At 65.4% G+C, this 24,200-nt stretch carries 22 protein-coding genes; 1 reads left to right on the top strand and 21 read right to left on the bottom strand.

What is annotated here, in order from left to right; translation table 11 throughout:
- The first annotated feature begins 3 nt into the window (after positions 1 to 3).
- Complete coding sequence (locus ACZY0R_RS09160; protein WP_488858080.1) at positions 4 to 462, top strand: flagella synthesis protein FlgN; 459 nt, start codon at positions 4 to 6, stop codon at positions 460 to 462.
- 655 nt (positions 463 to 1,117) lie between these two features.
- Here the strand turns inward: ACZY0R_RS09160 and ACZY0R_RS09155 are convergent.
- From ACZY0R_RS09155 to ACZY0R_RS09055, 21 genes are all read right to left on the bottom strand, one after another.
- Positions 1,118 to 1,546: a flagellar protein FlhE gene (locus tag ACZY0R_RS09155; RefSeq protein ID WP_488858079.1), complete on the bottom strand. Its 429-nt coding sequence runs from the start codon at positions 1,544 to 1,546 to the stop codon at positions 1,118 to 1,120.
- Positions 1,543 to 2,259, bottom strand: coding sequence for an RNA polymerase sigma factor FliA (locus ACZY0R_RS09150; RefSeq protein ID WP_006162649.1), 717 nt, complete (start codon positions 2,257 to 2,259; stop codon positions 1,543 to 1,545). The genes ACZY0R_RS09155 and ACZY0R_RS09150 overlap by 4 nt, the downstream gene beginning before the upstream one ends.
- A 39-nt stretch (positions 2,260 to 2,298) precedes the next feature.
- Positions 2,299 to 3,117: a MinD/ParA family ATP-binding protein gene (locus ACZY0R_RS09145; protein ID WP_488858078.1), complete on the bottom strand. Its 819-nt coding sequence runs from the start codon at positions 3,115 to 3,117 to the stop codon at positions 2,299 to 2,301.
- A gap of 3 nt (positions 3,118 to 3,120) precedes the next feature.
- Positions 3,121 to 5,568: a flagellar biosynthesis GTPase FlhF gene (flhF, locus tag ACZY0R_RS09140; RefSeq protein WP_488858077.1), complete on the bottom strand. Its 2,448-nt coding sequence runs from the start codon at positions 5,566 to 5,568 to the stop codon at positions 3,121 to 3,123.
- A 13-nt stretch (positions 5,569 to 5,581) separates the two neighbouring features.
- Positions 5,582 to 7,669: a flagellar biosynthesis protein FlhA gene (gene flhA, locus ACZY0R_RS09135; protein WP_488858076.1), complete on the bottom strand. Its 2,088-nt coding sequence runs from the start codon at positions 7,667 to 7,669 to the stop codon at positions 5,582 to 5,584.
- On the bottom strand, positions 7,666 to 8,808 hold the full coding sequence (gene flhB, locus ACZY0R_RS09130) for a flagellar biosynthesis protein FlhB (RefSeq protein ID WP_488858075.1): 1,143 nt from the start codon (positions 8,806 to 8,808) through the stop codon (positions 7,666 to 7,668). The genes flhA and flhB overlap by 4 nt, the downstream gene beginning before the upstream one ends.
- A gap of 257 nt (positions 8,809 to 9,065) precedes the next feature.
- Positions 9,066 to 9,701, bottom strand: a complete 636-nt coding sequence (cheZ, locus tag ACZY0R_RS09125) for a protein phosphatase CheZ (RefSeq protein ID WP_035866991.1) — start codon at positions 9,699 to 9,701, stop codon at positions 9,066 to 9,068.
- Positions 9,702 to 9,711: 10 nt separating this feature from the next.
- Positions 9,712 to 10,107 carry a chemotaxis response regulator CheY gene (gene cheY / locus ACZY0R_RS09120; RefSeq protein WP_043357014.1) on the bottom strand — a complete coding sequence of 132 codons (396 nt, stop codon included), beginning with the start codon at positions 10,105 to 10,107 and terminating at the stop codon, positions 9,712 to 9,714.
- 88 nt (positions 10,108 to 10,195) lie between these two features.
- Positions 10,196 to 11,272 (bottom strand): protein-glutamate methylesterase/protein-glutamine glutaminase, encoded by a 1,077-nt coding sequence (locus tag ACZY0R_RS09115; RefSeq protein ID WP_035866982.1) that lies wholly within the window; start codon positions 11,270 to 11,272, stop codon positions 10,196 to 10,198.
- Between the two features lie 23 nt (positions 11,273 to 11,295).
- On the bottom strand, positions 11,296 to 11,952 hold the full coding sequence (cheD, locus tag ACZY0R_RS09110) for a chemoreceptor glutamine deamidase CheD (protein WP_045235733.1): 657 nt from the start codon (positions 11,950 to 11,952) through the stop codon (positions 11,296 to 11,298).
- Positions 11,952 to 12,854 (bottom strand): CheR family methyltransferase, encoded by a 903-nt coding sequence (locus tag ACZY0R_RS09105; RefSeq protein ID WP_488858074.1) that lies wholly within the window; start codon positions 12,852 to 12,854, stop codon positions 11,952 to 11,954. Before ACZY0R_RS09105 ends, cheD begins: the two co-directional genes overlap by 1 nt.
- A gap of 73 nt (positions 12,855 to 12,927) precedes the next feature.
- Positions 12,928 to 13,422, bottom strand: coding sequence for a chemotaxis protein CheW (gene cheW / locus ACZY0R_RS09100; protein ID WP_035866976.1), 495 nt, complete (start codon positions 13,420 to 13,422; stop codon positions 12,928 to 12,930).
- A gap of 21 nt (positions 13,423 to 13,443) precedes the next feature.
- Positions 13,444 to 15,450, bottom strand: coding sequence for a chemotaxis protein CheA (gene cheA, locus ACZY0R_RS09095; protein ID WP_488858073.1), 2,007 nt, complete (start codon positions 15,448 to 15,450; stop codon positions 13,444 to 13,446).
- Positions 15,451 to 15,509: 59 nt separating this feature from the next.
- A complete protein-coding gene (gene motB / locus ACZY0R_RS09090) occupies positions 15,510 to 16,502 on the bottom strand; it encodes a flagellar motor protein MotB (RefSeq protein WP_488858072.1) in 993 nt (330 codons plus the stop codon).
- Between the two features lie 18 nt (positions 16,503 to 16,520).
- A complete protein-coding gene (gene motA, locus ACZY0R_RS09085) occupies positions 16,521 to 17,384 on the bottom strand; it encodes a flagellar motor stator protein MotA (RefSeq protein WP_045235737.1) in 864 nt (287 codons plus the stop codon).
- 457 nt (positions 17,385 to 17,841) lie between these two features.
- Complete coding sequence (gene flhC, locus ACZY0R_RS09080) at positions 17,842 to 18,447, bottom strand: flagellar transcriptional regulator FlhC (RefSeq protein ID WP_276288384.1); 606 nt, start codon at positions 18,445 to 18,447, stop codon at positions 17,842 to 17,844.
- Positions 18,444 to 18,761 carry a flagellar transcriptional regulator FlhD gene (flhD, locus tag ACZY0R_RS09075; protein WP_006162633.1) on the bottom strand — a complete coding sequence of 106 codons (318 nt, stop codon included), beginning with the start codon at positions 18,759 to 18,761 and terminating at the stop codon, positions 18,444 to 18,446. Before flhD ends, flhC begins: the two co-directional genes overlap by 4 nt.
- A 411-nt stretch (positions 18,762 to 19,172) precedes the next feature.
- Positions 19,173 to 19,907: a DUF4088 family protein gene (locus ACZY0R_RS09070; RefSeq protein ID WP_488858071.1), complete on the bottom strand. Its 735-nt coding sequence runs from the start codon at positions 19,905 to 19,907 to the stop codon at positions 19,173 to 19,175.
- Between the two features lie 76 nt (positions 19,908 to 19,983).
- Positions 19,984 to 21,825 carry a methyl-accepting chemotaxis protein gene (locus ACZY0R_RS09065; RefSeq protein ID WP_488858070.1) on the bottom strand — a complete coding sequence of 614 codons (1,842 nt, stop codon included), beginning with the start codon at positions 21,823 to 21,825 and terminating at the stop codon, positions 19,984 to 19,986.
- A gap of 162 nt (positions 21,826 to 21,987) precedes the next feature.
- Positions 21,988 to 23,628, bottom strand: coding sequence for a methyl-accepting chemotaxis protein (locus ACZY0R_RS09060; RefSeq protein WP_488858069.1), 1,641 nt, complete (start codon positions 23,626 to 23,628; stop codon positions 21,988 to 21,990).
- 45 nt (positions 23,629 to 23,673) lie between these two features.
- The gene (locus ACZY0R_RS09055) at positions 23,674 to 24,150 is read right to left on the bottom strand and encodes a chemotaxis protein CheW (RefSeq protein WP_488858068.1); all 477 of its coding nucleotides are present in this window, start codon (positions 24,148 to 24,150) and stop codon (positions 23,674 to 23,676) included.
- Positions 24,151 to 24,200: the final 50 nt, after the last annotated feature.

Here is a 24,200-nt window from a genome sequence, read left to right as displayed (position 1 = left end):
GCCATGAGCCAGTCCCTGATCCAGAACCTGCGCCGCGAAACCGAGCTGGCGCAGGAATTCGCCGCCGTGCTAGACGAGGAAAGAACCATGATCAAGGCCGGCGACTACCAGGCCCTGGCCGGGTTGCTGGAACGCAAGGTCGAACTGGCCAGCTTACTGAGTGCCTTGACGCGCACCCGCGAGGCACAGATGGGGGCTTTGGGCATTCGCACCGGCGCAGGCGGACAATTGTTCGGGCGGCACATCGATGCGGGCGTTGAAGCCGCATGGCGGACGCTGGTGTTTGCCGCGCGCACCGCGCGCGATGCCAATGCGCTTAATTCCGCCGTGGTGGACGCGCATCTTGAATTCACCGAAGAGGCAATCCTGGCGCTGCGTCAGCGTGGGGACAATGCGACGCTCTACGGCAAGGATGGACGGACGCAGACTGGGCCGCAAGGGGTCAGCCTGGCCAGCGGCTGATGGTTTCCGGATCTTGATTCTGGATCCAACCTGGACTGCCACTGGTTAGTCCGCAACATCAAGAAGCGGTTCTCGGGGCCACCCGGATCAAAGGCCGCTTAGTAACAGAAGGCGACGGCCCCCCCTCAGGCCGCCCCGGGCAGTGAGCTGAAACCACCTTTGACGTTGTTCACCGGCAGCTGCCAACGCCGGCGAGCGGCAACCGTGCTGCGCGAGGTGAGTCAATGCGCCAATCAACGGCGTGCCTTCGAGATCCCCGATAAACACACCCTGGCCTTGCGCACCGCGCACCGGACTGCTCCGGCGCAACATTGGACAAAAGCGCCCCGTCAAACCCAAAGGCTACAAGGCTGAAAACGAGAAGGAATTGCAGGAAGAAGGCTACACCGCCAGAACCACGATCGGTGTAGCCGTGCGGAGCGCCCGAGGGGCGGGCCGCACCGACCCGCGATGCGAAGCGAGCCGTCAAGGTGTACCAGGCCGTATGGGGCGCGCTTCTTTGCCTACTTTCTTGGCAAGACAAGAAAGTAGGTCGCCCCCCGCAGGGGGGGTGAAACCGCTTTTGACTTTAAGCCTTTGACATTAAGCTTTTGAATTTATGTTTTTATAACCAACCGCCGCCAGCAACAACAACAACAACAACAACAACAAAACATCACCTAAAACTAACCGTAACCTGATTCGACTGCCCCAACAACACCGGCATCAGCGCCCCCCGCCCAGGCACCTGAAACGCAAACACAAACCCCTTAGCCGCATCATCCCCGCTAAACGCCTCGGTAAGCCCCTCCGCCCCCGGCAGCAACACACAACGCTGCGCATTGCACAAATAAGCCTGCAGCTCATTAGGCGGAGTACTTGCGAAACTATATCGCCACCGCACGGTGGTAATAGCCCCCTCCGCCTGCGGCAAGTAACCGGTAGGCAAGATCGGCGGCGACATCGTCCGCAACCCTTTGCCATGCAGCGCAGGCCCGTTCACGGAAGCCGACCAGGAATGAAGCGGCCCGGCGGGCGTGGCCCAGGCCGCGCAGCAGGCTGCGGCCAGCACCGCAGCGCCAAGACGATGGCACCAGCCCCTCATAGCAAGCCGCGCAACTGCGAACGAAGCCGCGTAATAGCCTGGCTGCGAATCTGGCAGACCCGAGACTCCGTCACCTCCAGCACCGCCCCGATCTCGCGCAAATTGAGCTCCTGGTCGTAGCACAACGACAGCACCAGCTTTTCCCGTTCCGGCAACCGCTCGATGGCACGGATCAGCGCTTCGCGCATGCCGCTTTCCATCAGCACGGTGAGCGGGTTGCCATCGTCGCTGACGCTCAGGTGCCGGTCCAGGAAGTCCTCTTCGCCGGAGCGCTCGAAGTCCTCGTAGTGCAGCAGCTGGCAGCCATAGACTTCATTGAGCAGTGTCTGGTATTCGTCGAGCGGCAGCTCAAGCTCCTGCGCCACTTCGGAGTCGAGCGGCGCGCGGCCCAGCGTTTGCTCCAGGCCGCGCACGGTGCGTTCGATGCGCCGGGTGAACTGGCGCAGGCTGCGCGACTGCCAGTCGTTGGCGCGCACCTCGTCAAGCATGGCGCCTCGGATGCGCTGGCTGGCATAGGTCTCGAAACGCGCACCGTGGGTGTCCTCGTAGCGCTTGGCGGCGTCGAGCAGGCCGATCATGCCAGCCTGGATCAAGTCATCGAGCTGCACGCTGGCAGGCAGCTTGGCTGCCAGTTGCAGGGCGATGCGACGCACCAGCGAGGCATGCGCCGTCACGGTGTCGGTCTGTTCGAGCTTTCCCTGAATCGTGTACATGGTGGAATTCTCGTGAGTCCTGGCTGCAGGCCGCGGCGTTTAAGCCAGGGCCGGGGCTGACGGCGCCAGCGGCGCCGTCGGGGTTGAACGGGAATCGGTGGACAAGGGCCAGTTGGCAATGCCCGTGGCGATGCGGCGTAGCGCAGCGGTAGCGGGCGCGGCGGGAAAGGCCTCGACCACGCAGCGGCCTAGTGCCCCGCTGCGTTCCACCAGCGGGTCGTACGGCAGGCTGCCGGCAGGGCTCGCCTCGACGCCGAGATACTGGCTGGCGGTGCGCGCCAGGTTGCCCAGCACGGCACTCGCGGCGGCATCGCCGGCGGCCGCATTGATCACCAGGTGGAAGCGCCGGCAGGCGTACAGGTGATTGAGCCGCTTGATGCAGGCATAGGCGGCCTTGATCGAGGCCGGCTCCGCGCGCAGCACCACAACGAGGTTGTGCGCCGTGCCGGCTACCTGCGACAGGCCTCCGTCCGCGTCGCTGCGGGCGTCGGTAAGCACGGTGCGAAAGCCGTTCAGCGCCTGCAGCCCGCCACTGGCCTGCGGACTGCCGGGCAACACCGCAATGGCGCCGGCCGGGCGCTTGCCCAGCGCGGTTTCCAGCGTCACGGTGCCGCCCAGCACGGCGGCCAGGGTGCCTTCCGGCATGGCGCCGGCAAGGCGGGTCGCGCGGGCGCCGAAGCGGTCTTCATCGATGAGCAGGACGCGCTCGCCTTGCATGGCGAGTGCGTTGGCCAGCCCCAGGGCTACCGTGGTGGCGCCCGCACCGGCATCGCTCGCGACCACCGCGATGCGGCGCGTGGCGCGGGGCGCCAGCATGCGCCGCAAGCTTTCCGCCTGGTCGGAGGCGAGTGAAGTCACGTCTTATTCTCCCTGCGTCAGCGTTTGCAACATGCGGCTGCCGTTCATGCTCGCTTCGAGCAGGCCGCCGGCGTCGCCGGGATGAAAGGCCTCCTGCGGCGCTTCGTGGGTAGCGGACGGCGTGGCGCGGCCGCCTCGGCCGGGGTAGCTCTCCAGCACGTCGAGCAAGGCCAGCAAACGGCCGAGGCCTTCCACCAGCACGGCGGCGGCCGGCATCTGGCGGGCGGGCGCGCGGCCGGTCAGCCGCGCCAGGAACGCGGCGGCGCTGTCGTCGCACGCTTGCTCCAGCCGCAGCGCGGCTACCGCCATCTGCAGGGCGAGCAGACGCGCGCAGGCTTGCGCTTCGGCCAGCGAGGATTCGTTGCTGCCTGCCTGCCCGCCTTGCCCCAGGTGATCCATTGCGTGGCGCAGCGTGCGCAGTTGCGCTTCGCCGGCTTCAGCCCAGCGGGCCCAGCGGGCCAGTTGCACGCCCTCGGCCGACAACGCCGGGTCGCACAGCAGGTAGTGCACGGCTAGCGTCTGGCCGTTCTCGCGATCGACCACGCGCGACACCAGCAGGCCGGCCTCGATGCCGCTCTCGGCGGCGCCGCGCGTGCCACGTGCCTGCCCCTCAAGCACGCGCACCGGCGTTTGCGCGATCCACTGCACGGCGTCGCGGCCGCGATAGTCCATGTCTTCCACCGCGTGGAAGGTCAGCGTTTCGGCCAGCGCATCGAGCTTGACGGCCGCGCCACCGCTGACCACGCGCGTGGTCTTGCGCGCGGTGGCAAGCCAGCGCTCGCCGGCTTGCTGCCAGCGCGCCAGCGTGGCGGCGGCGGGCATGGCATCCAGCAGATTGACCACGGTACGGGCGGCGGCGATGGCGGCGCACAGGGTGGCAGCGTCGGCTTCCCATCCGCCTTGCCCGGCTTGCAGCGCCGGGCCGGTGCGGCCGGCGGGCGCGGCGGCCGCCGCCAGCGGCAGGCCGTCGCGGTCCGCCAGCCAGAGCGTGTGTTGCCACGGGCGCGGCGCGCGGCGCGCTGCCACCGGCGCGGCGACCGTGGCGCTGAGCGAAAGCACGAAACGATCGCAATGACGGCTCAGGTCGCGGCAGGCGGCTTCGCGCACCTGCTGCGCCATCAGGCGCGGCGAGGGCGCGTTCTCGGCGCGCTGCTGCCAGAGCGAGCGGACCAGCTCGAAGCTGTAGCTGCCAGCGTTCAGCTGCTGGACGCAATCGCCCACCGCGTTGGCGTTGTCGGTCAGCGAGCGCAGCATCCCGTCGGCGCCGCCGGCGCTGGCCGCGCGGGTGGCGTCGCCATCGTCCTGCGCGGGCATGGCACGGCGCGCGGCTTCCGCGTCGGCGAATACGGAGCCGCGGCGCGGCGTCTGGAACGCGCGCTCGACCAGGGACGCGCCGTTGGCGAGTTCAAGGTGCTCGGGCACGCGCTGGCCGGCGGAGGCGTAGTAGACCGGCAGGCGGTGCCGGATCACCACGTCGAGCACGGAGCCCAGGTGCGTGGCTTCATCCAGCTTGCTGACGATACAGCCGTCGATGCCGCCGTCGGGCGTGGCATCGTGGCGGTAGGCGTGCACGACTTCGTTGAGGGTGTCGCCGTGGCTGGCGCCGTTGAGCAACAGGATGCGCTGCACCGGTGCCTGCACGCCGGCCAGCATGGCGATCTGCTCTGACAGGTTGCGGTCGCGCTGGCTCATGCCGACGGTGTCGATGATCACCAGGTGCTTATCGGTCAGCGCCGCCAGCGCGAAGCGCAGGTCGGCCGCATCCTTGACCGCGTGCACAGGCACGCCCAGGATGTCGCCGTAGATGCGCAGTTGCTCGTGCGCACCGATACGGAAAGTGTCGGTGGTCAGCAGGGCCAGGCGTTCCGGGCCGTGCTTGAGCACAAAGCGCGCTGCCAGCTTGGCCGTGGTGGTGGTCTTGCCCACGCCGGTGGGGCCTACCAGCGCCAGCACGCCGCCCTGGGCGAACAGCGCATCTTCGTCGTTGAGCACCGGGACCTTGCGCGCCAGTTCCTGGCGGATCCAGGTCATGGCGGCGGGCCGGTCATGACCCAGCGGCAGGTGGCCGAGCAGTGATCGCGCAAGCTGTCCGGAGAAGCCGGCAGTCACTAACCAGGTGAACAGCGAGTCGCGCAGCGGATCGCCGCCCAGCGACGGCAGGCTGTGGGTGCCCACGCCGGAGAACTGCCGCTCCATCATGGCGCGCATGGTCTGCAGTTCGCCGCGCAGGTCGCCAAGGGCGCCGTCGACGGCCACCACAGCGGCGGGCGGCGGCGTGAATACCGGTGCGCTGCTGGCGATGGCGCCGAGATCGGTGTCGCGCATGGCGACAATCTCCACGCCGCCCTCGACGGTGCGGTTGGACAGCACCACGGCGTCCGGTCCCATTGCCTCGCGCACCTGGCGCAAGGCCTCGCGGCCATTGGCCGCCACGAATTTAGCTACGCTCATTTTGCGAAACCCCTCACGCTGCGCCACCGATCATGGCGGTGATCCTGATATTTCTGTTGTCCGGCACCTCGGCATGCGAGAGCACCTTGAGCTGCGGCATGGTCCGGCGCAGGAAGCGCGCCAGCAGCGGGCGCAGCGGATGCGGCACCAGCAGCACGGGATCCAGCCCCAGGTGTTCCTGCCTGTTCACCGCATTTTGCGTTTGCTGCAGCAGGGCATCGGCCAGGCCAGGCTCGATGCCGCCGCCGTTAGTGAGCGCTTGCGACAGCACGCGTTCCAGCCCGGCGTCGAGGCCGATGACCTGGAGGTCGGCGCCGTTGGGGAACCACTGCTGGGTAATGGCACGCCCCAGCGCCACGCGCACCAGCGACGTGAGTTCGTTGGGATCGCTGATCTTCGGCGCGTGCTCGGCCACCACGTCCAGCACGGTGCGCATGTCGCGGATCGGCACGCTCTCGTCCAGCAGGTTCTGCAGGATCTTCTGCAGCGCGGTGAGGGTGATGACCTTGGGCACCAGGTCTTCAGTCAGCTTGGGCGATTCCTTGGCGATGCGGTCTAGCAGCGACTGCACTTCCTGGCGGCCAAGCAGTTCGGCCGCGTGCATATGGATCAGGTGGTTGAGGTGAGTGGCCACTACCGTGCTGGCGTCCACCACGGTGTAGCCGTAGACCTGCGCCTGCTCCTTGAGTCCGCCCTCGATCCACACCGCCGGCAGGCCGAATGCCGGATCCTGGCCGGGCGTGCCCGGCAACGGGCCGGAGACCTGGCCGGGGTTGATCGCCATCCACTGCCCGGGCGTCGCTTCGCCGCGGCCGATCTCCACGCCCTTGAGCGTGATGCGGTAGGCGTTGGGCTTGAGTTCCAGGTTGTCGCGGATATGCACCACCGGCACCAGGAAGCCGATCTCCTGCGCCACCTTCTTGCGGATGCTCTTGATGCGGCCGAGCAGTTCGCCGTTCTGCGCGCGGTCTACCAGCGGGATCAGGCGGTAGCCCACTTCCATGCCGAGCGGGTCCACCAGGCTGACGTCGTCCCAGCTGGCTTCGGTCGACTCGGGCACCATCGCGGGAGCGCGGTCCTCGCGCTTCTTCTCCTGCGCCTGCGACGCATCACGCCGTGCCACGTAGCGGCCGAACCACACCAGTGCGCCGGCAAAGGCCAGGAAAGCGAAGTGCGGCATGCCGGGGATGATGCCCATCATGCCGATGATGGCGCCGGTCAGGTAGAGCACGCGCGGATTGGAGAACAGCTGGCCGGTCAGCTGCTGGCCCACGTCCTGCTCGTTGGAGACCCGCGACACGATCACACCGGCGGCGGTGGAAATCACCAGCGCGGGGATCTGCGCCACCAGGCCATCGCCGATGGTCAGCAGGGTGTAGTTGCGCACCGCGGTGGAGAAATCCAGGTCATGCTGCAGCATGCCCACCACCATGCCGGCGCCAACGTTGATGAACATGATCAGCAGGCCGGCGACGGCATCGCCGCGCACGAACTTGCTGGCACCGTCCATGGCGCCGTAGAAGTCCGATTCCTGCGATACCTCGGCGCGGCGCTTCTTGGCGCCGTCTTCGTTGATCAGGCCGGCGTTGAGGTCGGCGTCGATCGCCATCTGTTTGCCGGGCATGGCATCGAGCATGAAGCGCGCGCCAACTTCGGCGATACGCCCCGCACCCTTGGTGATGACCATGAAGTTGATCACCACCAGGATGGCGAACACCACGATACCCACGGCGAAGTTGCCGCCCACCAGGAAGTGGCCGAAGGCCTCGATCACCTTGCCCGCGGCGTCCGGCCCGGTGTGCCCTTCCATCAGCACGACACGGGTCGAGGCCACGTTGAGCGACAGGCGCAGCAGCGTGGTGAACAGCAGCACCGCCGGGAAGGCGGCGAAATCCAGCGCCTTCTGCGTGTACATGCCCACCAGCAGCACCATGATCGACAGGGCGATGTTGAACGTAAACAACAGGTCCAGTACGAAAGGCGGCAGCGGCAGGATCATCATGCCGAGGATCATGATGATCAGCAGCGGGCCGGCCAGGGCCTTCATCTGGCCGCCTCCCCGCCCGCCGGGCAGGTTGAACAGCGAGGTCAATGCGTTCATGCTTGGCTTTCCGGTACGGCAAACTCGTCAGGCACCGGCAACTCGGAGGGTGCCTCCGGGTGCGGGCCGTTGCTGTGGTGCCAGTGCTTCAGTTGATAGACCCAGGCCAGAACTTCGGCCACGGAGGTGTACAGGCCGGCCGGGATTTCCTGGCCCAGCTCTACGTGACGGTGCAGCGCGCGCGCCAGCGGCGGCGCGGACAGCAACGGCACGCCGTTCTCGACGGCGATCTCGCGAATGCGCGCGGCAATCGCCTCGCTGCCCTTGGCCACCACGCGCGGCGCGCTCATGCGGCCTTCCTCATAGCGCAGCGCCACGGCGAAGTGCGTGGGGTTGGTCACCACCACGTCAGCCTTGGGCACCTCGGACATCATGCGGCGCTTTGCCATGGCGCGCTGCTGCTGGCGAATGCGCGCCTTGATATGCGGGTCGCCTTCGCTTTCCTTGTGCTCCTGCTTGACCTCTTCCTTGGTCATGCGCAGCTTCTTGTAAAACGTCCAGTACTGCCAGGGCACGTCGATCGCCGCCACCAGCACCAGCGAACCCGCCACCATGGCGCAGCCGCTCAGCACCATCTCCAGCATGTGCAGCAGCGCCTCGTGGATCGGTGCGCTCATCAGCGCGACAGCCTCGGGCAGCCGCCGCCACAGCACCCAGCCGGCCACGCTGCCAACCAGCAATGCCTTGGCGATGGCCTTGGTCAGTTCCACCAGCGATTGCGAGGAGAACAGCCGGCCCAACCCCTTGAGCGGCGAGAGCCGGGAAAAATCGGGGGCAAAAGACTTGGCGGAGAACAGCCAGCCGCCCAGCAGCATGGGGCCGGCCAGCGCCGCCGCGCCAAAAAGGAGCAGCAGCGGCAGGAAGGCCAGCAGGCCTTCCCAGACCGTCATGGCAAAGTGCGACATCATGCGCGACGTATCGAAGGCAACGGCCGGCTCGAAGGCCAGGCCGGCGTGCAATACAGCGTCGAGCTTGCTGGCGAGCGTGCCGCCCAGCATCGACAGGCCCGCCACGCCGCTCATCAGCATGATCAGCGTGGCGAGTTCCCGCGAACGCACGACCTGCCCCTCCTCGCGTGCCTTTTCCAGGCGCCGCGATGAGGCAGGTTCGGTTTTCTCGAGATCGCTTTCTTCGGACATGGCCGCTCCGTTACGAAGCGGCATGCGGCCGTTCGTCAGGGACGATTATCGGAGCGGGAAGCGGCGGGCATTAGGGGGAATAGGGCGGGGATTCTGGCGCTGTTTGCAGGATGGCGCCGCCCCGGGCGCGGCGCGGGCGGATGCGGCGCGCCACCCTCCGCCATGGCGGCGGAGGCTTTACCGGCAATGCGCCGGCAAATCCGGCCAGGCCGCCGCGACGCCGCGGCAAGGGCGCCGCGGCGGCCTGGACAGGACGGTCAGAACCCCAGGCTGGCGAGGAGGTCGTCCACCTGCGACTGGTCGGAGACCACATCGGCCTTGCCTTCCGGGTTGACCTGCGGCCCGTTCATCAGCGTAGCCGGCGCCTCCACCCGACGATCGGCCGGCACGTTATCAATCAGCACCTGCAGCAATTCCTGCTCCAGGGAATGGATCATGTCCATCATCTTCTTGATGACCTGGCCGGTCAGGTCCTGGAAGTCCTGCGCCATCATGATGTCGAGCAGGTGGCTGCCGGTAGCGCGGGCCTGCTGCGGCACGTCGGTCAGGAAGGCACGGGTATCGAGCACCAGTTCACGCGCGTCACCCAGCTCCACCGGCTTGTCGAACCAGGCTTCCCAACGCTTGTCCAGCGCCTCGGCCTGCTTCTCCATGCCGGCCTGGATCGGCTGCGCCAGCTCCACCGCGGTCAGCGTGCGCTCGGCAGCCTGCTCGGTCATGGAGGCGATATAGCTGAGCCGGTCGCGCGCATCGGGGATGGCCTGGGCGGCACGCTCGATTTCCTTGTCGAGCCCCAATTCGCGCATATTGTCGCGCAGCATCCGTGTCAGGGCGCCAATGCGCTGGAACAGCTGCTCGGCAGATTCGTTGCTGAGAGTCGGAGTCGTCGACATATCGCCCACCTTATGCCCCTTCCTTCGCCAGTTTCTCGAAGATCTTGGTGATTTTCTCGTCGAGTGTCGCTGCCGTGAACGGCTTGACCACGTAGCCGTTCGCGCCGGCTTGCGCGGCTGCGATGATGTTTTCCTTCTTGGCCTCGGCCGTCACCATCAGCACCGGCAGCTTGGCCAGCGGCCCTTCGGCGCGGATCGCCTGCAGCATGCTCAGGCCATCCATGTTCGGCATGTTCCAGTCGGAAATGACGAACTGGAAGCTGCCGTCCTTGACCTTCTCCAGGCCGGCGGCGCCGTCTTCGGCTTCCTCGACGTTGGCAAAGCCCAGTTCCTTAAGCAGGTTGCGGATGATGCGACGCATGGTGGGGAAGTCATCGACCACCAGGATCTTCATGTTCTTGTCCACTCTAACGGCTCCAATACAGTTGTGGAAAGTTGCTTCAATACCTGCGCCTGCCCTTCCGGTATGCGGCCGGGCAAGCGCTTGTGCCCCGTCAAACCCGCTGCGCGCGCGTCCCGAAGGTGGCCAGGCGCGCCATCACGCGCTGGCTCATCGCGTGCAACGGTACTACCTCATGCACCCCGCCGGCGGCAATCGCCTCCTTGGGCATGCCGAACACAATGCAACTGCTTTCGTCCTGCGCCAGGTTGTAGGCGCCGGCCTCGCGCATGCGCAGCATGCCTTGCGCCCCGTCCTTGCCCATGCCGGTCAGCATCACGCCGATGGCATTCTTGCCGGCATGCTTGGCCGCGGAGTCGAACAGCACTTCCACCGACGGCCGGTGGCGGTTGACCGCCGGCTCCTGCGACAGGTGGGCCACATAGTTGGCCCCGCTGCGCGCGAGCAGCAGGTGCGAGTCTCCCGGCGCGATATAAGCGTAGCCGGGCAGCACGCGCTCGCCGTGCTCCGCCTCCTTGACCGTGATCCGGCACAGGCCGTCCAGGCGCTGCGCGAACGAGCGCGTAAAGCCGGCCGGCATGTGCTGGACGATCAGCACCGCCGGGCAATCCGGCGGCATCGGCATCAGGAATTCCTTGATGGCCTCGGTGCCGCCGGTGGATGCACCGACGATGATCAGCTTTTCCGTGGACAGCAACGGGCTGCGCAGCATCGGGGCCGCAGGCACTGCCGCCTCCGCGCTGGCCGGCGCGGCGCTGCGGATGCGCGCGCGCGAAGCCGCGCGAATCTTGTCGGCGATGGTGTCGGTGTAGTCCATCAGGCCGTCGCGGATACCGAGCTTGGGCTTGGTGACGAAATCCACCGCACCCAGCTCCAGCGCGCGCATCGTGATTTCCGAACCGCGCTCGGTCAGCGACGATACCATCAGCACCGGCATCGGCCGCAGCCGCATCAGCCGCTCCAGGAAATCCAGGCCATCCATGCGCGGCATTTCCACATCAAGCGTGAGCACATCCGGGTTCAGTCGCTTGATCAGGTCGCGCGCCACAAGCGGATCGGGGGCGGTACCCACCACCTCCATATCGCTCTGGCTATTGATGATCTCCGTCATCAGGCTGCGTATCAGCGCGGAATCGTCCACGCACAACACCTTGATCTTGGCCGCGGTCATGTCTTGAAAAAATCCTTATCGGTTCAGGAGACGGCAGCCGATGGCGTGCGCCGTGGAAACAGTTCCGCGCCGCCCTTCTCGGGCGCGGTGCCGGAGCTGGCAATGGCGCGCGCCAGGGCGCGTTCGTTGCGCTCGACCACCACCTGGTCATCCTGGCGTGTGAGCCGGCGCACCAACGCCAGCCCGGTAAGCGGGAAATAGCTGACGCGGCGCGCATGCGGGCCGCGCAGGTCCTGGGCGGCCACGCGGATCTCTTCGGCCTTCAGGTACCTGAGCACGAACTCGGCATTGCGATCGCCGATATTCAGCGTGGTCATATTGGCCAGCACCGCGCCACCGCCGAATACCTTGGCTTCGAGCCGCTCGCGGCGCGCGCCCATCTTCAGCAATTCGTTGATCAGCACTTCCAGCGCGTAGGAGCCGTAGCGCATCGATGCGGAGAGCAACCGGTCCGCACCCGCGCCGTCGTCGTCCGGCAGCATGAAGTGGTTCATGCCCCCCACCCCGGCCTTCTCGTCGCGGATGCAGGCAGCCACGCACGAACCCAGCACGGTGGTAAGCACCACGTCCTCGCGCGTCACGTAATACTCGTTCGGCAACAGCTTGATGGCCTGCTTGCCGAACTCGCGGTCGAAATAGCTGCGAGTGGCGATCGCTTCAGGCAACTGGGGGGTGCGCATCACGAACCTCCCAGCCGGGCCGAAGGCGGCGCCAGTTCATACACGGTCTGCCCGCGCAGCTGGAACGCGCGCGTCACGTAGGAGAAATTCTCCGAGTGGCCCGCGAACAGCAGTCCATGCGGCTTGAGCAGCGGCACGAAGCGCTCCAGGAGCTTGGCCTGGGTGGGCTTGTCGAAATAGATCATCACGTTGCGGCAGAAGATCGCGTCGAACTTCTCGCGAATTCCCCAGTCCGGCGCCAGCAGGTTGAGCGGCTCGAAACTGATGGTGCTTGCCAGGTCCGGCTTGACTTTGACCGCGCCTGCGCGCTGGCCGGTGCCCTTGAGGAAGAAGCGTTTGAGCCGTTCCTGCGAGAGCTTGTTCACCTGCTCGGTGGTATAGACCCCGGAACGGGCCTTGGCCAGCACCTGCGTATCGATGTCCGTGGCGAGCACGGTGGCGGCACGCTCGCCCAGCGCTTCGGCCAGCGTGATGGCGATGGAGTATGGCTCCTCGCCGGTCGACGCGGCCGAGCACCATACGGAGTACGGCCGCCCGATCTTCTTGGCATGCTCCGCCAGCAAGGGGAAATGATGCGCCTCGCGGAAGAACGATGTCAGGTTGGTGGTGAGCGCGTTGGTAAAGAACTCCCACTCATCGGAGCCATCGTCGGCATCGAGCATGGCCAGGTAGCTGCCGAAGTCGACGAGCTGCAGCGTGCGCAGGCGCCGGGCCAGCCGGCTGTACACCATCTCCCGCTTGTGGCTGCCGAGCGAGATACCCGCGCGGCGATGGATCATGGCGCGGATCTTCTCGAAGTCGCGCTCGGTCAGCAGGAAGTCACGCGGCTCGTCGCGCCGCATGGAAACGGGCTGCGCCGATTGCGGGCCGGCGGCAAAGGCGGTTGGGCGAGGCTGCGTCATGTGTTGCGAGGGCGGTTGGCCGTGGTCTTGCTAATGCGCGCTTGTGCGTGCTTGCGCGCGCCGGAATGCGGGATCAGGCGAACTCGGCTTCCACCAGTTCCATTTCCGGGCTGGTCATCAGCTTTTCGATGTCGATCAGGATCAGCATGCGGCCGTCGACAGTACCGAGGCCGGTCAGGTGCTCGTTCGAGACCGAAACGCCGAACTCCGGTGCCGGCTTGATGGCTTCGCCGGTCAGGGTCAGCACATCCGAAACGCCATCCACCACGATGCCGACGACACGTCCGGCGATATTGAGGATGATGACCACGGTCTGGTGGTCATAGCGCACGTTGCCTAGCCGGAACTTCAGGCGCAGGTCGACGATCGGCACGATCACGCCGCGCAGATTGGTCACGCCCTTGATGAAGTCAGGCGCATTCGCCAGGCGGGTCACCGCGTCGTAGCCGCGGATCTCCTGCACCTTGAGAATGTCGATGCCATATTCTTCGCTCCCCAGCGTGAAAACCAGGAATTCCTGCCCGGAGGCTTCGCTCCCCGGGGTATCGATGTGTCCGATGCCGGCCATGATGTCTTGTTCTCCTGAGCGTTAAGCAAGCGCCGGGTCTTGGCGGCGCACACCGGTGCGCTGCAGCGCACCGACGTCCACGATCAGTGCCACGCTGCCGTCGCCGAGGATGGTGGCGGCGGAAATGCAAGGCACCTTGCGGTAGTTGGTTTCGAGATTTTTCAGCACGACCTGGTGCTGGCCGATCAGCTGGTCCACCAGCATCGCGAAGCGCTTGCCTTCGGCCTGCAGGATCACTGCGATACCCTGGGTCGGCTCATGCACGGCATCGGCCACGTTGAACACGCGATGCAGTTCCAGCAACGGCAGGTACTCGCCGCGCACATGCATGACGCGGTCGTTGTTGGCAGCCGTGTGTACGTCTTCCGGCTTGGGCTGCAGCGACTCCATCACGCAGTTCAGCGGCAGGATGAAGGTCTCCGCGCCCACCTTGACGGACATGCCGTCCAGGATCGCGAGCGTCAGCGGCAGCACGATGCGGGTGGTGGTGCCCTGGCCAGGACGCGACGTGACCTCGACGTGGCCGCCCATCTCCTGGATGTTCCGCTTGACCACGTCCATGCCCACGCCGCGGCCGGACAGGTCGGTCACCGCTTCGGCGGTGGAGAAGCCCGGCGCGAAGATCAGTTGCCAGACTTCCTCGTCGCTGATGTTCTCCGACACCGGCAGGCCGTTCTGCAGCGCCTTGGCGAGAATCTTGTCGCGGCGCAAGCCGCCGCCGTCGTCGCTCACTTCAATGACGATGTTGCCGCCATGGTGCTGCGCCGACAGGATCAGCTGCCCGGTGGGTTCCTTGCCCGCGGCAACGCGCAAGTCCGGTGTCTCGATGCCGTGGTCCAGGCTGTTGCGCACCAGGTGGGTGAGCGGGTCGATGATGCGTTCGATCAGGCTCTTGTCGAGCTCGGTGGCCTTGCCGAAGGTGACCAGGTCGATCTGCTTGCCCAGCTTGCCGGCCAGGTCGCGCACCAGGCGCGGGAAGCGCGAGAACACGTAGTCCATCGGCATCATGCGGATCGACATCACGGCTTCCTGCAGGTCGCGCGCATTGCGTTCAAGCTGGCCCATGCCGGAGAACAGGCGGTCGAACAGCACCGGATCAAGCGCCGAGGCCGTCTGCGCCAGCATCGATTGCGTGATGACCAGCTCGCCCACCAGGTTGATGATCTGGTCGACCTTTTCGGTCGGCACACGGATCGAGCCGGACTCCTGTGCGTGGGCTGCGGCGGCGGGCTGCGCCTTGGCCTTTTCCTTGGCGGGAGCCGGTGCGGCGGCTGCGGGAGCCGGAACCGGAACCGGAACCGGAGCGGGAGCCGGTGCCGCTGCTGCCGGGGCAGCCGGCGCGTCCGCCGCTTCCACCACGATCTGGTCGCCATCGACGACGAAGCAGCACACGGCGAGGATGTCGTCGGCGCTGCACTGGCTCTGCAGCCAGACGGTGAGATCGCCGCCCTGCTCCTGCTGGCCCGTGATCTCGCCCAGGTTGGCGAGCTCTTCACGCAACAGCGCCTGGTCGGACGGCGATACCTTGATCAGCGTCACCTTCAACCCGCCGCCCGCGGCGGGCGCCGGCGCCGGCACGGCGGCTGCCGCCGGAGCCGGCGCGGGGGCCGCTGCCGCGGGCGCACCGCCCGCAGCCTCTAGCGCCAGTTGCTGAAGAACGGCGCAGATACGCGCCAGCGTTTCCGGATCGGGTTCCGTACCGTTACGGTAGGCGTTGAGCTGATCTTGCAACACGTCCTTGGTTTCCAGAAAAGTGTCGATGATGGTCCGGGACAACGCCAGTTCCCGCCGCCGCGTACGGTCGAGCAGGTTTTCCAGCAGGTGCGTGGTTTCGGTCAGAGCGGCGAAGCCGAAGGTAGCGGCACCGCCCTTGATAGAGTGGGCTGCGCGAAAAATCGCATTCAGCTCTTCCGCGTCGGGGGATTCGAGATCCAGCCCGAGCAGTAGCTGCTCCATTTCCACGAGGAGCTCTTCAGCCTCTTCGAAGAAGGTCTGGTAGAACTGTGTGATATCGATATCGACAGACATAACCGTCCTGGCTCACTGAAATTCGCTGCGAAGCCCGCTGCCCGCATGGCAAGCGGTCTTCATTGAACACTGCCCGGCTTGGCCGGGGCCGCGGCGGCGTTGCCCTGCGCAGCGGCCGGCGCTGCGGGGGCGGAGGCGGCCGCCAGGCCTGCCTGCACTTCCTGGCCGGCTGCGCCGGCCTTTGCCGCCACCGAAACTTCGGCGGCGCTGGCATTCTCTGCCTCGATCCGGGACTGCGCGCGCTGGTTCAGCACCACGATGCTGATGCGGCGGTTGACCGGTGCCATCTCGTCCTTCTTGTCGAGCGGCATGGTCGCGGCCAGGCCGATCACGCGCAGCACCTTGCCCTCGTTCATGCCGCCGGCAATCAACTCGCGCCGCGAGGCATTGGAGCGGTCGGAGGACAGTTCCCAGTTGCTGTACGTGCGTTCGCCGTTGGAATAGTTGGCCGCGTCCGTATGGCCCGACAGGCTGACCTTGTTTGGCATCTCGTTGAGCACCGGGCCGATCTCGCGCAGGATGGTGCGCATATACGGCTCGACCGCGGCGCTGCCGGTGCGGAACATCGGCCGGTTCTGCGTGTCGAGGATCTGGATGCGCAGACCTTCGCTGGTGATGTCGAGCAGCAGTTGCGGGCGGAACTGGCGCAGCACCGGGTTATTCTCGATGATCTGCTCGAGCCGGTTCTTGAGCGCGCGCAGACGCTCGCTTTCCTGGCGCTCCTTGGCCTTCTGCACGGCATCGTCGGGGGTCTTCCTGACTTCCGCGTCCTGGCGGGTGATATCGAGGCCACCACCCGGGATCACGCTGGACGACAGGCTGCTCTTGTTGCCGCCCGCAATCGCCACCTTCAGCGGCGTGCGAAAGTACTCCGCCAACTGCTGTAGATCCTTGGGGGTCTGTGCCTTCAGCAACCAAAGCACCAGGAACAGCGCCATCATCGCGGTCATGAAGTCCGCGTACGCGATCTTCCATGAACCACCATGATGCGCGGCGGCGCTTTTCTTGATGCGTTTGACGACTATGGGATGCGAACCGTGCTCACTGCTCATCGCTGCCGCTCCTCTACGTCAGGTAATGCTCTTGACTTCGCGGACGTGGTCGTCCAGCTCGAGGAAGGATGGCCGCTCAGTCGAGTACAGCACCTTGCGGCCGAATTCCACGGCCACCAGCGGCGCATACCCGTTGAGCGAGGCGAGCAGCGTGACCTTGATGCACTCGTACATCTTCACGCTCTCGTCCACCTGGTGCTCGACACGCGCGGCCAGCGGCGAAACGAAACCATAGGCCAGCAAGATGCCGAGGAAGGTTCCGACCATGGCGTGCGCAATCAGCGCACCGAGTTCGGCCGGCGGCAGGTCCGCCGAGGCAAGCGCATGCACCACGCCCATCACGGCGGCGACGATGCCGAAGGCCGGCAGACCGTCGCCGACGCGATGCAGCGCGTGCGCCGGCACCTCGGCCTCGTGGCGGAAGGTCTCGATCTCGTGGTCCATCAGGGCCTCGATCTCGAAGGCATTCATATTGCCGTTGACCATCATGCGCAGGTAGTCGGTCAGGAACTCCATCATTCCCGGATCGGCGAGGATGCGCGGATACTGGCTGAACACGCTGCTGGCCGCCGGATCCGCGATTTCCTTTTCCAGGAACAGGATGCCTTCGCGGCGGGCCTTGGACAGCAGGACGTAGAGCAGCGCCATCACTTCCATGTACAGCGCCTTGCTGTACTTGCTGCTGCGGAACAGCGCCGGCAGCGCACGCATGGTGGCCTTGATTGCCTTGCCGTTGTTGGAGCTGATAAACGCGCCGACTGCCGCGCCACCAATGATGACAAGCTCTGCCGGTTGATAAAGCGCGCCCATATGGCCGCCGGTCATGGCGTATCCACCAAGCACCGCCGCCATTACGACAACAAAGCCAATTACAACTAGCACGATTGATTCCCCGTCAGAAAAACACGCGTCAGGCACGCACAAGGGTCGCCCTCCGGGAGAAGCGGATTTACCGCCTGCCCTGGCAAGACTCACCAACCACGCAAACCGCCCTCGGACCCGAGACCCAGTGACCTGAAGGCCCAGTGATCTGGAGTCCTGATGCCTTGCAGTCTTATGACTTAACGACGCAAGACGGCAAGACTTGAAGACTTATTGACCCGGCATCGATGATCTTCCAACGCGGGGACCGGCGATCCGGCGAATAAGCTTGGGTTTCCTTCCGAGTTCCCGCGATGGCCCTGCCTGAGCGTTGGTACGCTTGGCAGGCTGCCACGGGAATACGCGTGGATGCCGGGTACTTCCGGCATCCGCGGCGCACGGCGGCAGGATTCCCAACGGCAGGCCGGGCATGTGCCCGGACTATCCGCTTGGTAACGTCTCAGCCGAATCGCTTCAGTCAGGCAACAACTTGCGCGGGAGCGACGTTCTTCGAGAGCTTCTTCGCCTTGCCGGCACGTGAGGGCGGTCGGCACAGGCTGCATACGAAATTCGCATGCGGCTCGTACGCGTGTGTAACAAACTGCCCGCCGCAGCACGTGCAGCTGGAAAGCTGCAGCATGTTGCTCTCGAAAAACCGTACTAACGTCCAGGCACGGGTGAAACTTAAGACAATTTCGCTTTCGAGCAGCGATACGTGCTCAAGATAGAGCCGATAGCTCGCCACCACGGCGCGGATGCCAACCGTCTCGCCTTGCTGGACCATGAACTGATAGGCCGAGAAGAACAGCGAGGAATGGATGTTTGGCAACCAGGTGGTGAACCAGTCGGTCGAGAAGGGGAGCATGCCCTTGGGCGGCGAGGCGCCGCGCAGCTCCTTGTAGAGGCGGATCAATCGATCGCGCGAGAGCGTGGTCTCGGCTTCGAGCACCTGCAGGCGCGCCCCCAGGCCGATCAGCTCGATGGCGAGCTGGGTCTGGTTGGCGTCCTGCAAGACGCTCTTGCGATTGGGAACGGGAGTGGCCGTGGTACTCCGGACTGACGGGGCCTGAAGGAGCGCGGTCAATTGAGCGACTCCACGGGCTGCCGTGCGAGCAGGATCGCAGCATGGATCTGCTGCATATCATGGCTCTTGGCCGTATGGGTGAGTGTCGACAGCAAGGCATGGTCGTCGAACCGGAAACGGCACAGGACCATGTTTGATGCTGCCAGCTTGACCAACTGGGCCGGTGTCAACTTGGCGAGAATGTCGGCAATTTCCTTGCTGACGCCAAGCCTGAACATGGCTTCCAGATGATTTTCTCGCACCAGGCGTTGCGCGAGCAGCAGATAGGCGAGATTGACCTCCCTGATCTCCTGGAGAACTTCACTGCTTTCCAATTTTTCCCCGCTACCAAAAACCCTTCGACCGCTTGTCCGGCGCTTACCCGCAGCCGAAGGCTGAAGGCGACCAGATCGTTTGAGTGCGTGTTCGACGGGTACTGCGTACGACTAAGGAACTGCGCTTGGTCAGACTTATCCGAAACGTTACAAGTGTTACAGAGTGTAAGTGCGACTGTGAGAGTTATATCGGCAATTCAACCGGACTGCCAATCCCCTCTAACGTTGGGGTACAGCAATGTCGCACGAAACATACATGGGAGACGAAGTTTGTAACAAGTCACGCCTTTGTAATGTGATTTGCATCAAAACTGTTACGTTTCTGTAACAGAGTAAAGGCTCTAAATATGTCCCTTGGATCACTCAAATCCGAAGTGCACTAATCACATTCCTCTATTGACGAAAGGGACGTCACTGCACTAGCACGCGGCGCAGCCATGCGGCGACCCTTGCGAGCAGGTCATTGGGCTCCTCGCTGAACAGGTGCGGACAGGTTTGCTCAACCTGCTCCATGACGCGCGCTGCCTCTTCGGCACTCACGGTGCCATAGTCCATGGCCAGCGCCACCACCGCTCGCAGCTCTCCCAGCCGCGAGCGGGCAGTGCCCGCGATGCGTTCAGTCTGCACCATGTACATGAGGTCGTAGACCCGGCGCCGCAGGCTTTCCGCCACTCGCCACGCCGGCGTCTGCATCTGCTCTTCGAGCGCACGGATGTCCACCGCCGAGGTGGCCAGTTGCGACGCCAGGAGCTCGATGAAGGCCAGGTCGGCCCCCGCGTCCTCCAGGATCTGCCGGGACCAGTCACGGGCGTGTGCAAGGCGTTCCTGCGGCGTCCATTCGTAGCGCGTCGCCAGGCCGTAGCCAAAGCGCTGCGCGTCGCGCATCAGGGTCGCCATGGCATTGGGCAGCTGTTTGTTGAACACACGCTTGGCCCATGCGTACTCCCCGCCCGACAGCAGCCGCGTAACGGCGCGCTCGGTCAGCGGGCCGTCATGCTGAAGCAGGCGCGCGCGCAGGAAATCGTCAAAGCTTGGCGGGCTGAATTCGCTGTCCAGCCCGGTGGAGACCTTGACGAAATGTTCGAACTCGGAGCGCAGCTTGGCCGCGGCTTCCTCGGGAAGCGCCAGGGTGATGTCGGTAGTCATAATGTGCGGTGCTGAGTGATGCTAACAGCGAGCCACCGCCGGCCCGGGGCCGGCGGCATAACCCTTGCGCTTGACGTCAGAAGGCGCTCCAGTCACCGTTGTCGGACGTGGCAAGCGCGGCGGGACGGGCAGTGCGGGCCAGGACGGGCGTGCTCGCTTCACGACCTCCCTCACGGCCTCCCTCACGGCCTCCCTCACGTCCCCCCTTGTCCGCCGGCGTCGGCTCGGCGGCCCCGGCGTCTTCCTGGCGGGCGGCATGCGTGGACGGTTCGGTCCGTGCCGGCCTGGCCGCGGCAATCACGCTGGGACGCGGCGCTTCGACGCGCGAGCCGGCAATGGCATCCGCCGGCGCCAGGCGGAAGCTGGCCACCGAAGTTTGCAGGCGCGTGGCCTGGTCTTCCAGCGAACCGGCGGCGGCAGCGGCCTGCTCCACCAGTGCCGCGTTCTGCTGCGTCACCTCGTCCATCTGGGCTACCGCCTTGTTCACCTGCTCGATGCCCGAACTCTGCTCGGCCGATGCTGCGCTGATCTCGCCCATGATGTCGGTCACGCGCTTGACCGCCTGCACGATCTCGCCCATGGTCTGCCCGGCCTGGCCCACCAGAGCCGAGCCGTTGTCCACGCGCGCCACCGTGTCGCCGATCAGGCCCTTGATTTCCTTGGCCGCGTTCGCGCTGCGCTGCGCCAGGCTGCGCACTTCGCCCGCCACCACGGCAAAGCCCCGACCCTGTTCGCCAGCACGCGCGGCTTCCACCGCCGCATTCAGCGCCAGGATATTGGTCTGGAATGCAATGCCTTCAATCACGCCGATGATGTCGACGATCTTCTTCGATGCCCCATTGATGTCGTCCATGGTCTGCACCACGCGGCCGACCACTTCGCCGCCCTTGACGGCTGTCTCCGATGCGTTCGCCGCCAGGCCGCTGGCCTGCCGCGCGTTGTCCGCGTTCTGGCGTACCGTGCTGGTCAGCTCTTCCATGCTCGATGCGGTTTCTTCCAGCGAAGCGGCCTGCTGCTCGGTACGCTGCGAGAGGTCGCTGTTGCCCGCGGCGATCTCGCGCGAAGCGGAGGCGATCGACTCTGCCGAGTCCTTGAAATCGCGCACCATGGTGGACAGTTGCTGCTGCATCTGTTTCATGGCGTGCAGCAGGCTGTCCTTGTCGCCGCTGCGCAGTTTCACTTCTGCGGAGAAATCGCCTTCGGCGATACGCGAGGCGATGGCCACGGCGTAGGCCGGTTCGCCACCCAGCTGGCGCGACAGCGTGCGGGCGAGGAATGCGCCAAGCAGCACGGAGACGGCCAGGCCGCCCAGCACCAGGCCCAGCATCCACAGGCGCGTACCCTCGTAGACGCCGCGCGCTTCTTCCATATTGGTCAGCGCACGATCGTCGCGGCGCTTGACCATCTTGGCCATCAAGTCCTCAAGCGCGCGGCTCTCCTTGATCAGGTCGGCGCTCTCGCTAAAGACCTGGCTCTCGAACTGCGAGGTATCGAGCGGCTGTTTGCCCACCAGCGCCACATACTTGCCCAACCGCTCGCGGTAGGCCGGCAGCAAGGCATCGTATTGCTTGACCAGGGCCAGGCCTTCCGGCTGGGTGAATGCCTGGCGCGCCCGCTTCATGCTCTCGTCCAGCATGCCAAGCGATTTCTCGATCTGGTCTTTCTCGGCGGCACGCTCGCCCATGGTCGATGCGGACAGCAGGGCGATCTGCGCGCGGCTGCCATAGAGCAGGCTGATATTGCCGGACTGCACCGCCTTGAGCGCCTGCAAGTCACCGTTATAGATCTTGCCGGTCCAGTCGGCCATGCGTCCCATATTGACGACGCCCAGCAGACCCATCACCACGCCGATAAGCGACACGACCAGAAAGCCAACGACCAGCTTGGTCGTGACGCGCAGCTGATTGAACCATTGCATGCAGACCACCTCTCATTTTCTGAATGACTTGACCGGGTGCCCCGTCTGCCCGTGCCCGCGGATTGCGGGCAATGCGAACGACAGGTGCCACTTCTTTTTTTCTGGAACAGTGCTTAAGACTGACTGTTTCAACTTGTTGCCTTGGCCGGATACCTGGCCGCGTCAGGCTTGCGCAAGCCGCTGGGCGCTGCCCTGGCCCGCCCGCACCGGCCGCGCTTCCGGCCGCATGGTGACGCGGAAGGTGGCCACCGCATCGCGCAGGCGCGTGGCCTGGTCTTCCAGCGAACCGGCAGCGGCAGCGGCCTGCTCCACCAGTGCCGCGTTCTGCTGCGTCACCTCGTCCATCTGGGCTACCGCCTTGTTCACCTGCTCGATGCCCGAACTCTGCTCGGACGATGCCGCGCTGATCTCGCCCATGATGTCGGTCACGCTCTTGACCGCCTGCACGATCTCGCCCATGGTCTGCCCGGCCTGGCCCACCAGAGCCGAGCCGCTGTCCACGCGCGCCACCGTATCGCCGATCAGGCCCTTGATTTCCTTGGCCGCGTTCGCGCTGCGCTGCGCCAGGCCGCGCACTTCACCCGCCACCACGGCAAAGCCCCGACCCTGTTCGCCAGCACGCGCGGCTTCCACCGCCGCATTCAGCGCCAGGATATTGGTCTGGAATGCAATGCCTTCGATCACGCCGATGATGTCGACGATCTTCTTCGACGCCCCGCTGATGTCGTCCATGGTCTGCACCACGCGGCCGACCACTTCGCCGCCCCTGACGGCAATCTCCGATGCGTTCGTCGCCAGGCCGCTGGCCTGCCGCGCGTTGTCCGCGTTCTGGCGCACCGTGCTGGTCAGCTCTTCCATGCTCGATGCGGTTTCTTCCAGCGACGCGGCCTGCTGCTCGGTACGTTGCGACAAGTCGCTGTTGCCCGCGGCAACCTGGCGGGTAGCCGTGGAGATGCTCGACATGCCGTCCTGGATCTCGCCAACCACCGACAGCAAGCTACGCTGCATGGTGCGCATGGCGCGCGCCAGCGCACCGACCTCATCGCTCGCGCGGTAGTCCAGGCGCGTGGTGAGGTCGCCGGCACCCATGCGCAGCGCAAAATCGAGCATGTCCTGCACCGGCCGGTTCACGCGCGCCAGCAGCAAGGTGCCGGCGACGAACGAGGACACCACAGCCAGGGCGAATCCACCCCACAGCCAGGGCCGCAGCGAACCCGCGGCCTCGCCATCTGGCAGCGCTTCGAATACGGCCAAGGCAGCCAGGAACCACACCAGGCCCGCCACTTGCGACATCAGGATGCGCCGCTTCAACGTGGTCTTGGCCAGGCGCCCCGGCAATCCCGCCAGGCCGCGCCGTACCACAGCGCCATCGCGCACCGCGAGTCCATGGCCCTTGCCGTCGCGCAAGCGCGCATATGCCGCGCTTGCTGCCTCCACGTGCTCTCGCTGCGGCATCGAGCGCACGGAGGTGTAGCCCGCCAGCTGGCCGTCGACGACCGTAGGCGTCACCGTGGCGGTGACCCAATAGAAGTCTCCGTTCTTGCGCCGGTTCTTCACGATACCGACCCACGAGCGGCCAGCCTGGATCGTCTTCCACAGATCCGCGAACGCTTCCGGCGGCATATCCGGATGGCGCACCAGGTTGTGCGCGGCACCGAGCAATTCCTCTGCCTCAAAGCCGCTAGTCTCGATAAAGGCGCGATTGGCAAACGTAATGCGCCCTTTGAGGTCAGTCCGGGAAATCAGGTAATCGTCTGCGGAGAGCTTGTGCTCTCGGGATGTAACGGGTTGGTTATTTCGCATGGATGGAGGACTGCGTGGATCGGGCTCTGTCTGATTGCAGCCGCTTCAGGCGGCCGCGGCTGCCTCAAGCGCTGCGAGCTCTTCGGTGTCTAGCAGTTTCTCGATATCGACGAGGATCAGCATGCGGTCTTCGACCGAGCCGATGCCGCGGATGTATTCGGTGTCCCCGGACAGCTGGGGTGCCTGACGGATCTGGCCCGGCGCCAGGGTCAGCACGTCGGACACGCCGTCGACCACGATGCCGGTGATACGCTCGTGCAGGTCGACGATGATCACCACGGTGTACTGGTCATAGTTGACCTTGTCCTGGCGAAACTTGATGCGCAGGTCGATGATCGGCACGATGATACCGCGCAGGTTGACCACGCCTTTGAGGTAGGCCGGTGCATTGGCGATCTGCGTGACATTCTCATAGCCACGGATCTCCTGCACCTTGAGGATGTCGACGCCGTATTCCTCGCCGCCCAGCCTGAACGCGAGGAATTCCTCGCCCGCGCCCTCTGTCTTGTTCCCGGTTTTCATTTTCCTGGCTCCCGCTGCCATGACCGGCCATCGCGCGCAGCCAAAGCCAC

The sequence above is a fragment of the Cupriavidus sp. F041 genome, assembly GCF_057814235.1.
This window is presented reverse-complemented; position numbering and strand designations above follow the sequence as displayed.

Coding starts and splice junctions, on each gene's coding strand:
- ACZY0R_RS09070 (WP_488858071.1), bottom strand. CDS start 19,907: ATGACTACCGACATCACCCTGGCGCTTCCCGAGGAAGCCGCGGCCAAG.
- motB (WP_488858072.1), bottom strand. CDS start 16,502: ATGAGCAGTGAGCACGGTTCGCATCCCATAGTCGTCAAACGCATCAAG.
- cheD (WP_045235733.1), bottom strand. CDS start 11,952: ATGCGCACCCCCCAGTTGCCTGAAGCGATCGCCACTCGCAGCTATTTC.
- cheA (WP_488858073.1), bottom strand. CDS start 15,450: ATGTCTGTCGATATCGATATCACACAGTTCTACCAGACCTTCTTCGAA.
- ACZY0R_RS09150 (WP_006162649.1), bottom strand. CDS start 2,259: ATGTACACGATTCAGGGAAAGCTCGAACAGACCGACACCGTGACGGCG.
- ACZY0R_RS09055 (WP_488858068.1), bottom strand. CDS start 24,150: ATGAAAACCGGGAACAAGACAGAGGGCGCGGGCGAGGAATTCCTCGCG.
- flhF (WP_488858077.1), bottom strand. CDS start 5,568: ATGAGCGTAGCTAAATTCGTGGCGGCCAATGGCCGCGAGGCCTTGCGC.
- ACZY0R_RS09160 (WP_488858080.1), top strand. CDS start 4: ATGAGCCAGTCCCTGATCCAGAACCTGCGCCGCGAAACCGAGCTGGCG.
- flhA (WP_488858076.1), bottom strand. CDS start 7,669: ATGAACGCATTGACCTCGCTGTTCAACCTGCCCGGCGGGCGGGGAGGC.
- ACZY0R_RS09060 (WP_488858069.1), bottom strand. CDS start 23,628: ATGCGAAATAACCAACCCGTTACATCCCGAGAGCACAAGCTCTCCGCA.
- cheW (WP_035866976.1), bottom strand. CDS start 13,422: ATGGCCGGCATCGGACACATCGATACCCCGGGGAGCGAAGCCTCCGGG.
- ACZY0R_RS09115 (WP_035866982.1), bottom strand. CDS start 11,272: ATGACCGCGGCCAAGATCAAGGTGTTGTGCGTGGACGATTCCGCGCTG.
- ACZY0R_RS09105 (WP_488858074.1), bottom strand. CDS start 12,854: ATGACGCAGCCTCGCCCAACCGCCTTTGCCGCCGGCCCGCAATCGGCG.
- ACZY0R_RS09065 (WP_488858070.1), bottom strand. CDS start 21,825: ATGCAATGGTTCAATCAGCTGCGCGTCACGACCAAGCTGGTCGTTGGC.
- flhB (WP_488858075.1), bottom strand. CDS start 8,808: ATGTCCGAAGAAAGCGATCTCGAGAAAACCGAACCTGCCTCATCGCGG.
- cheZ (WP_035866991.1), bottom strand. CDS start 9,701: ATGTCGACGACTCCGACTCTCAGCAACGAATCTGCCGAGCAGCTGTTC.
- ACZY0R_RS09155 (WP_488858079.1), bottom strand. CDS start 1,546: ATGAGGGGCTGGTGCCATCGTCTTGGCGCTGCGGTGCTGGCCGCAGCC.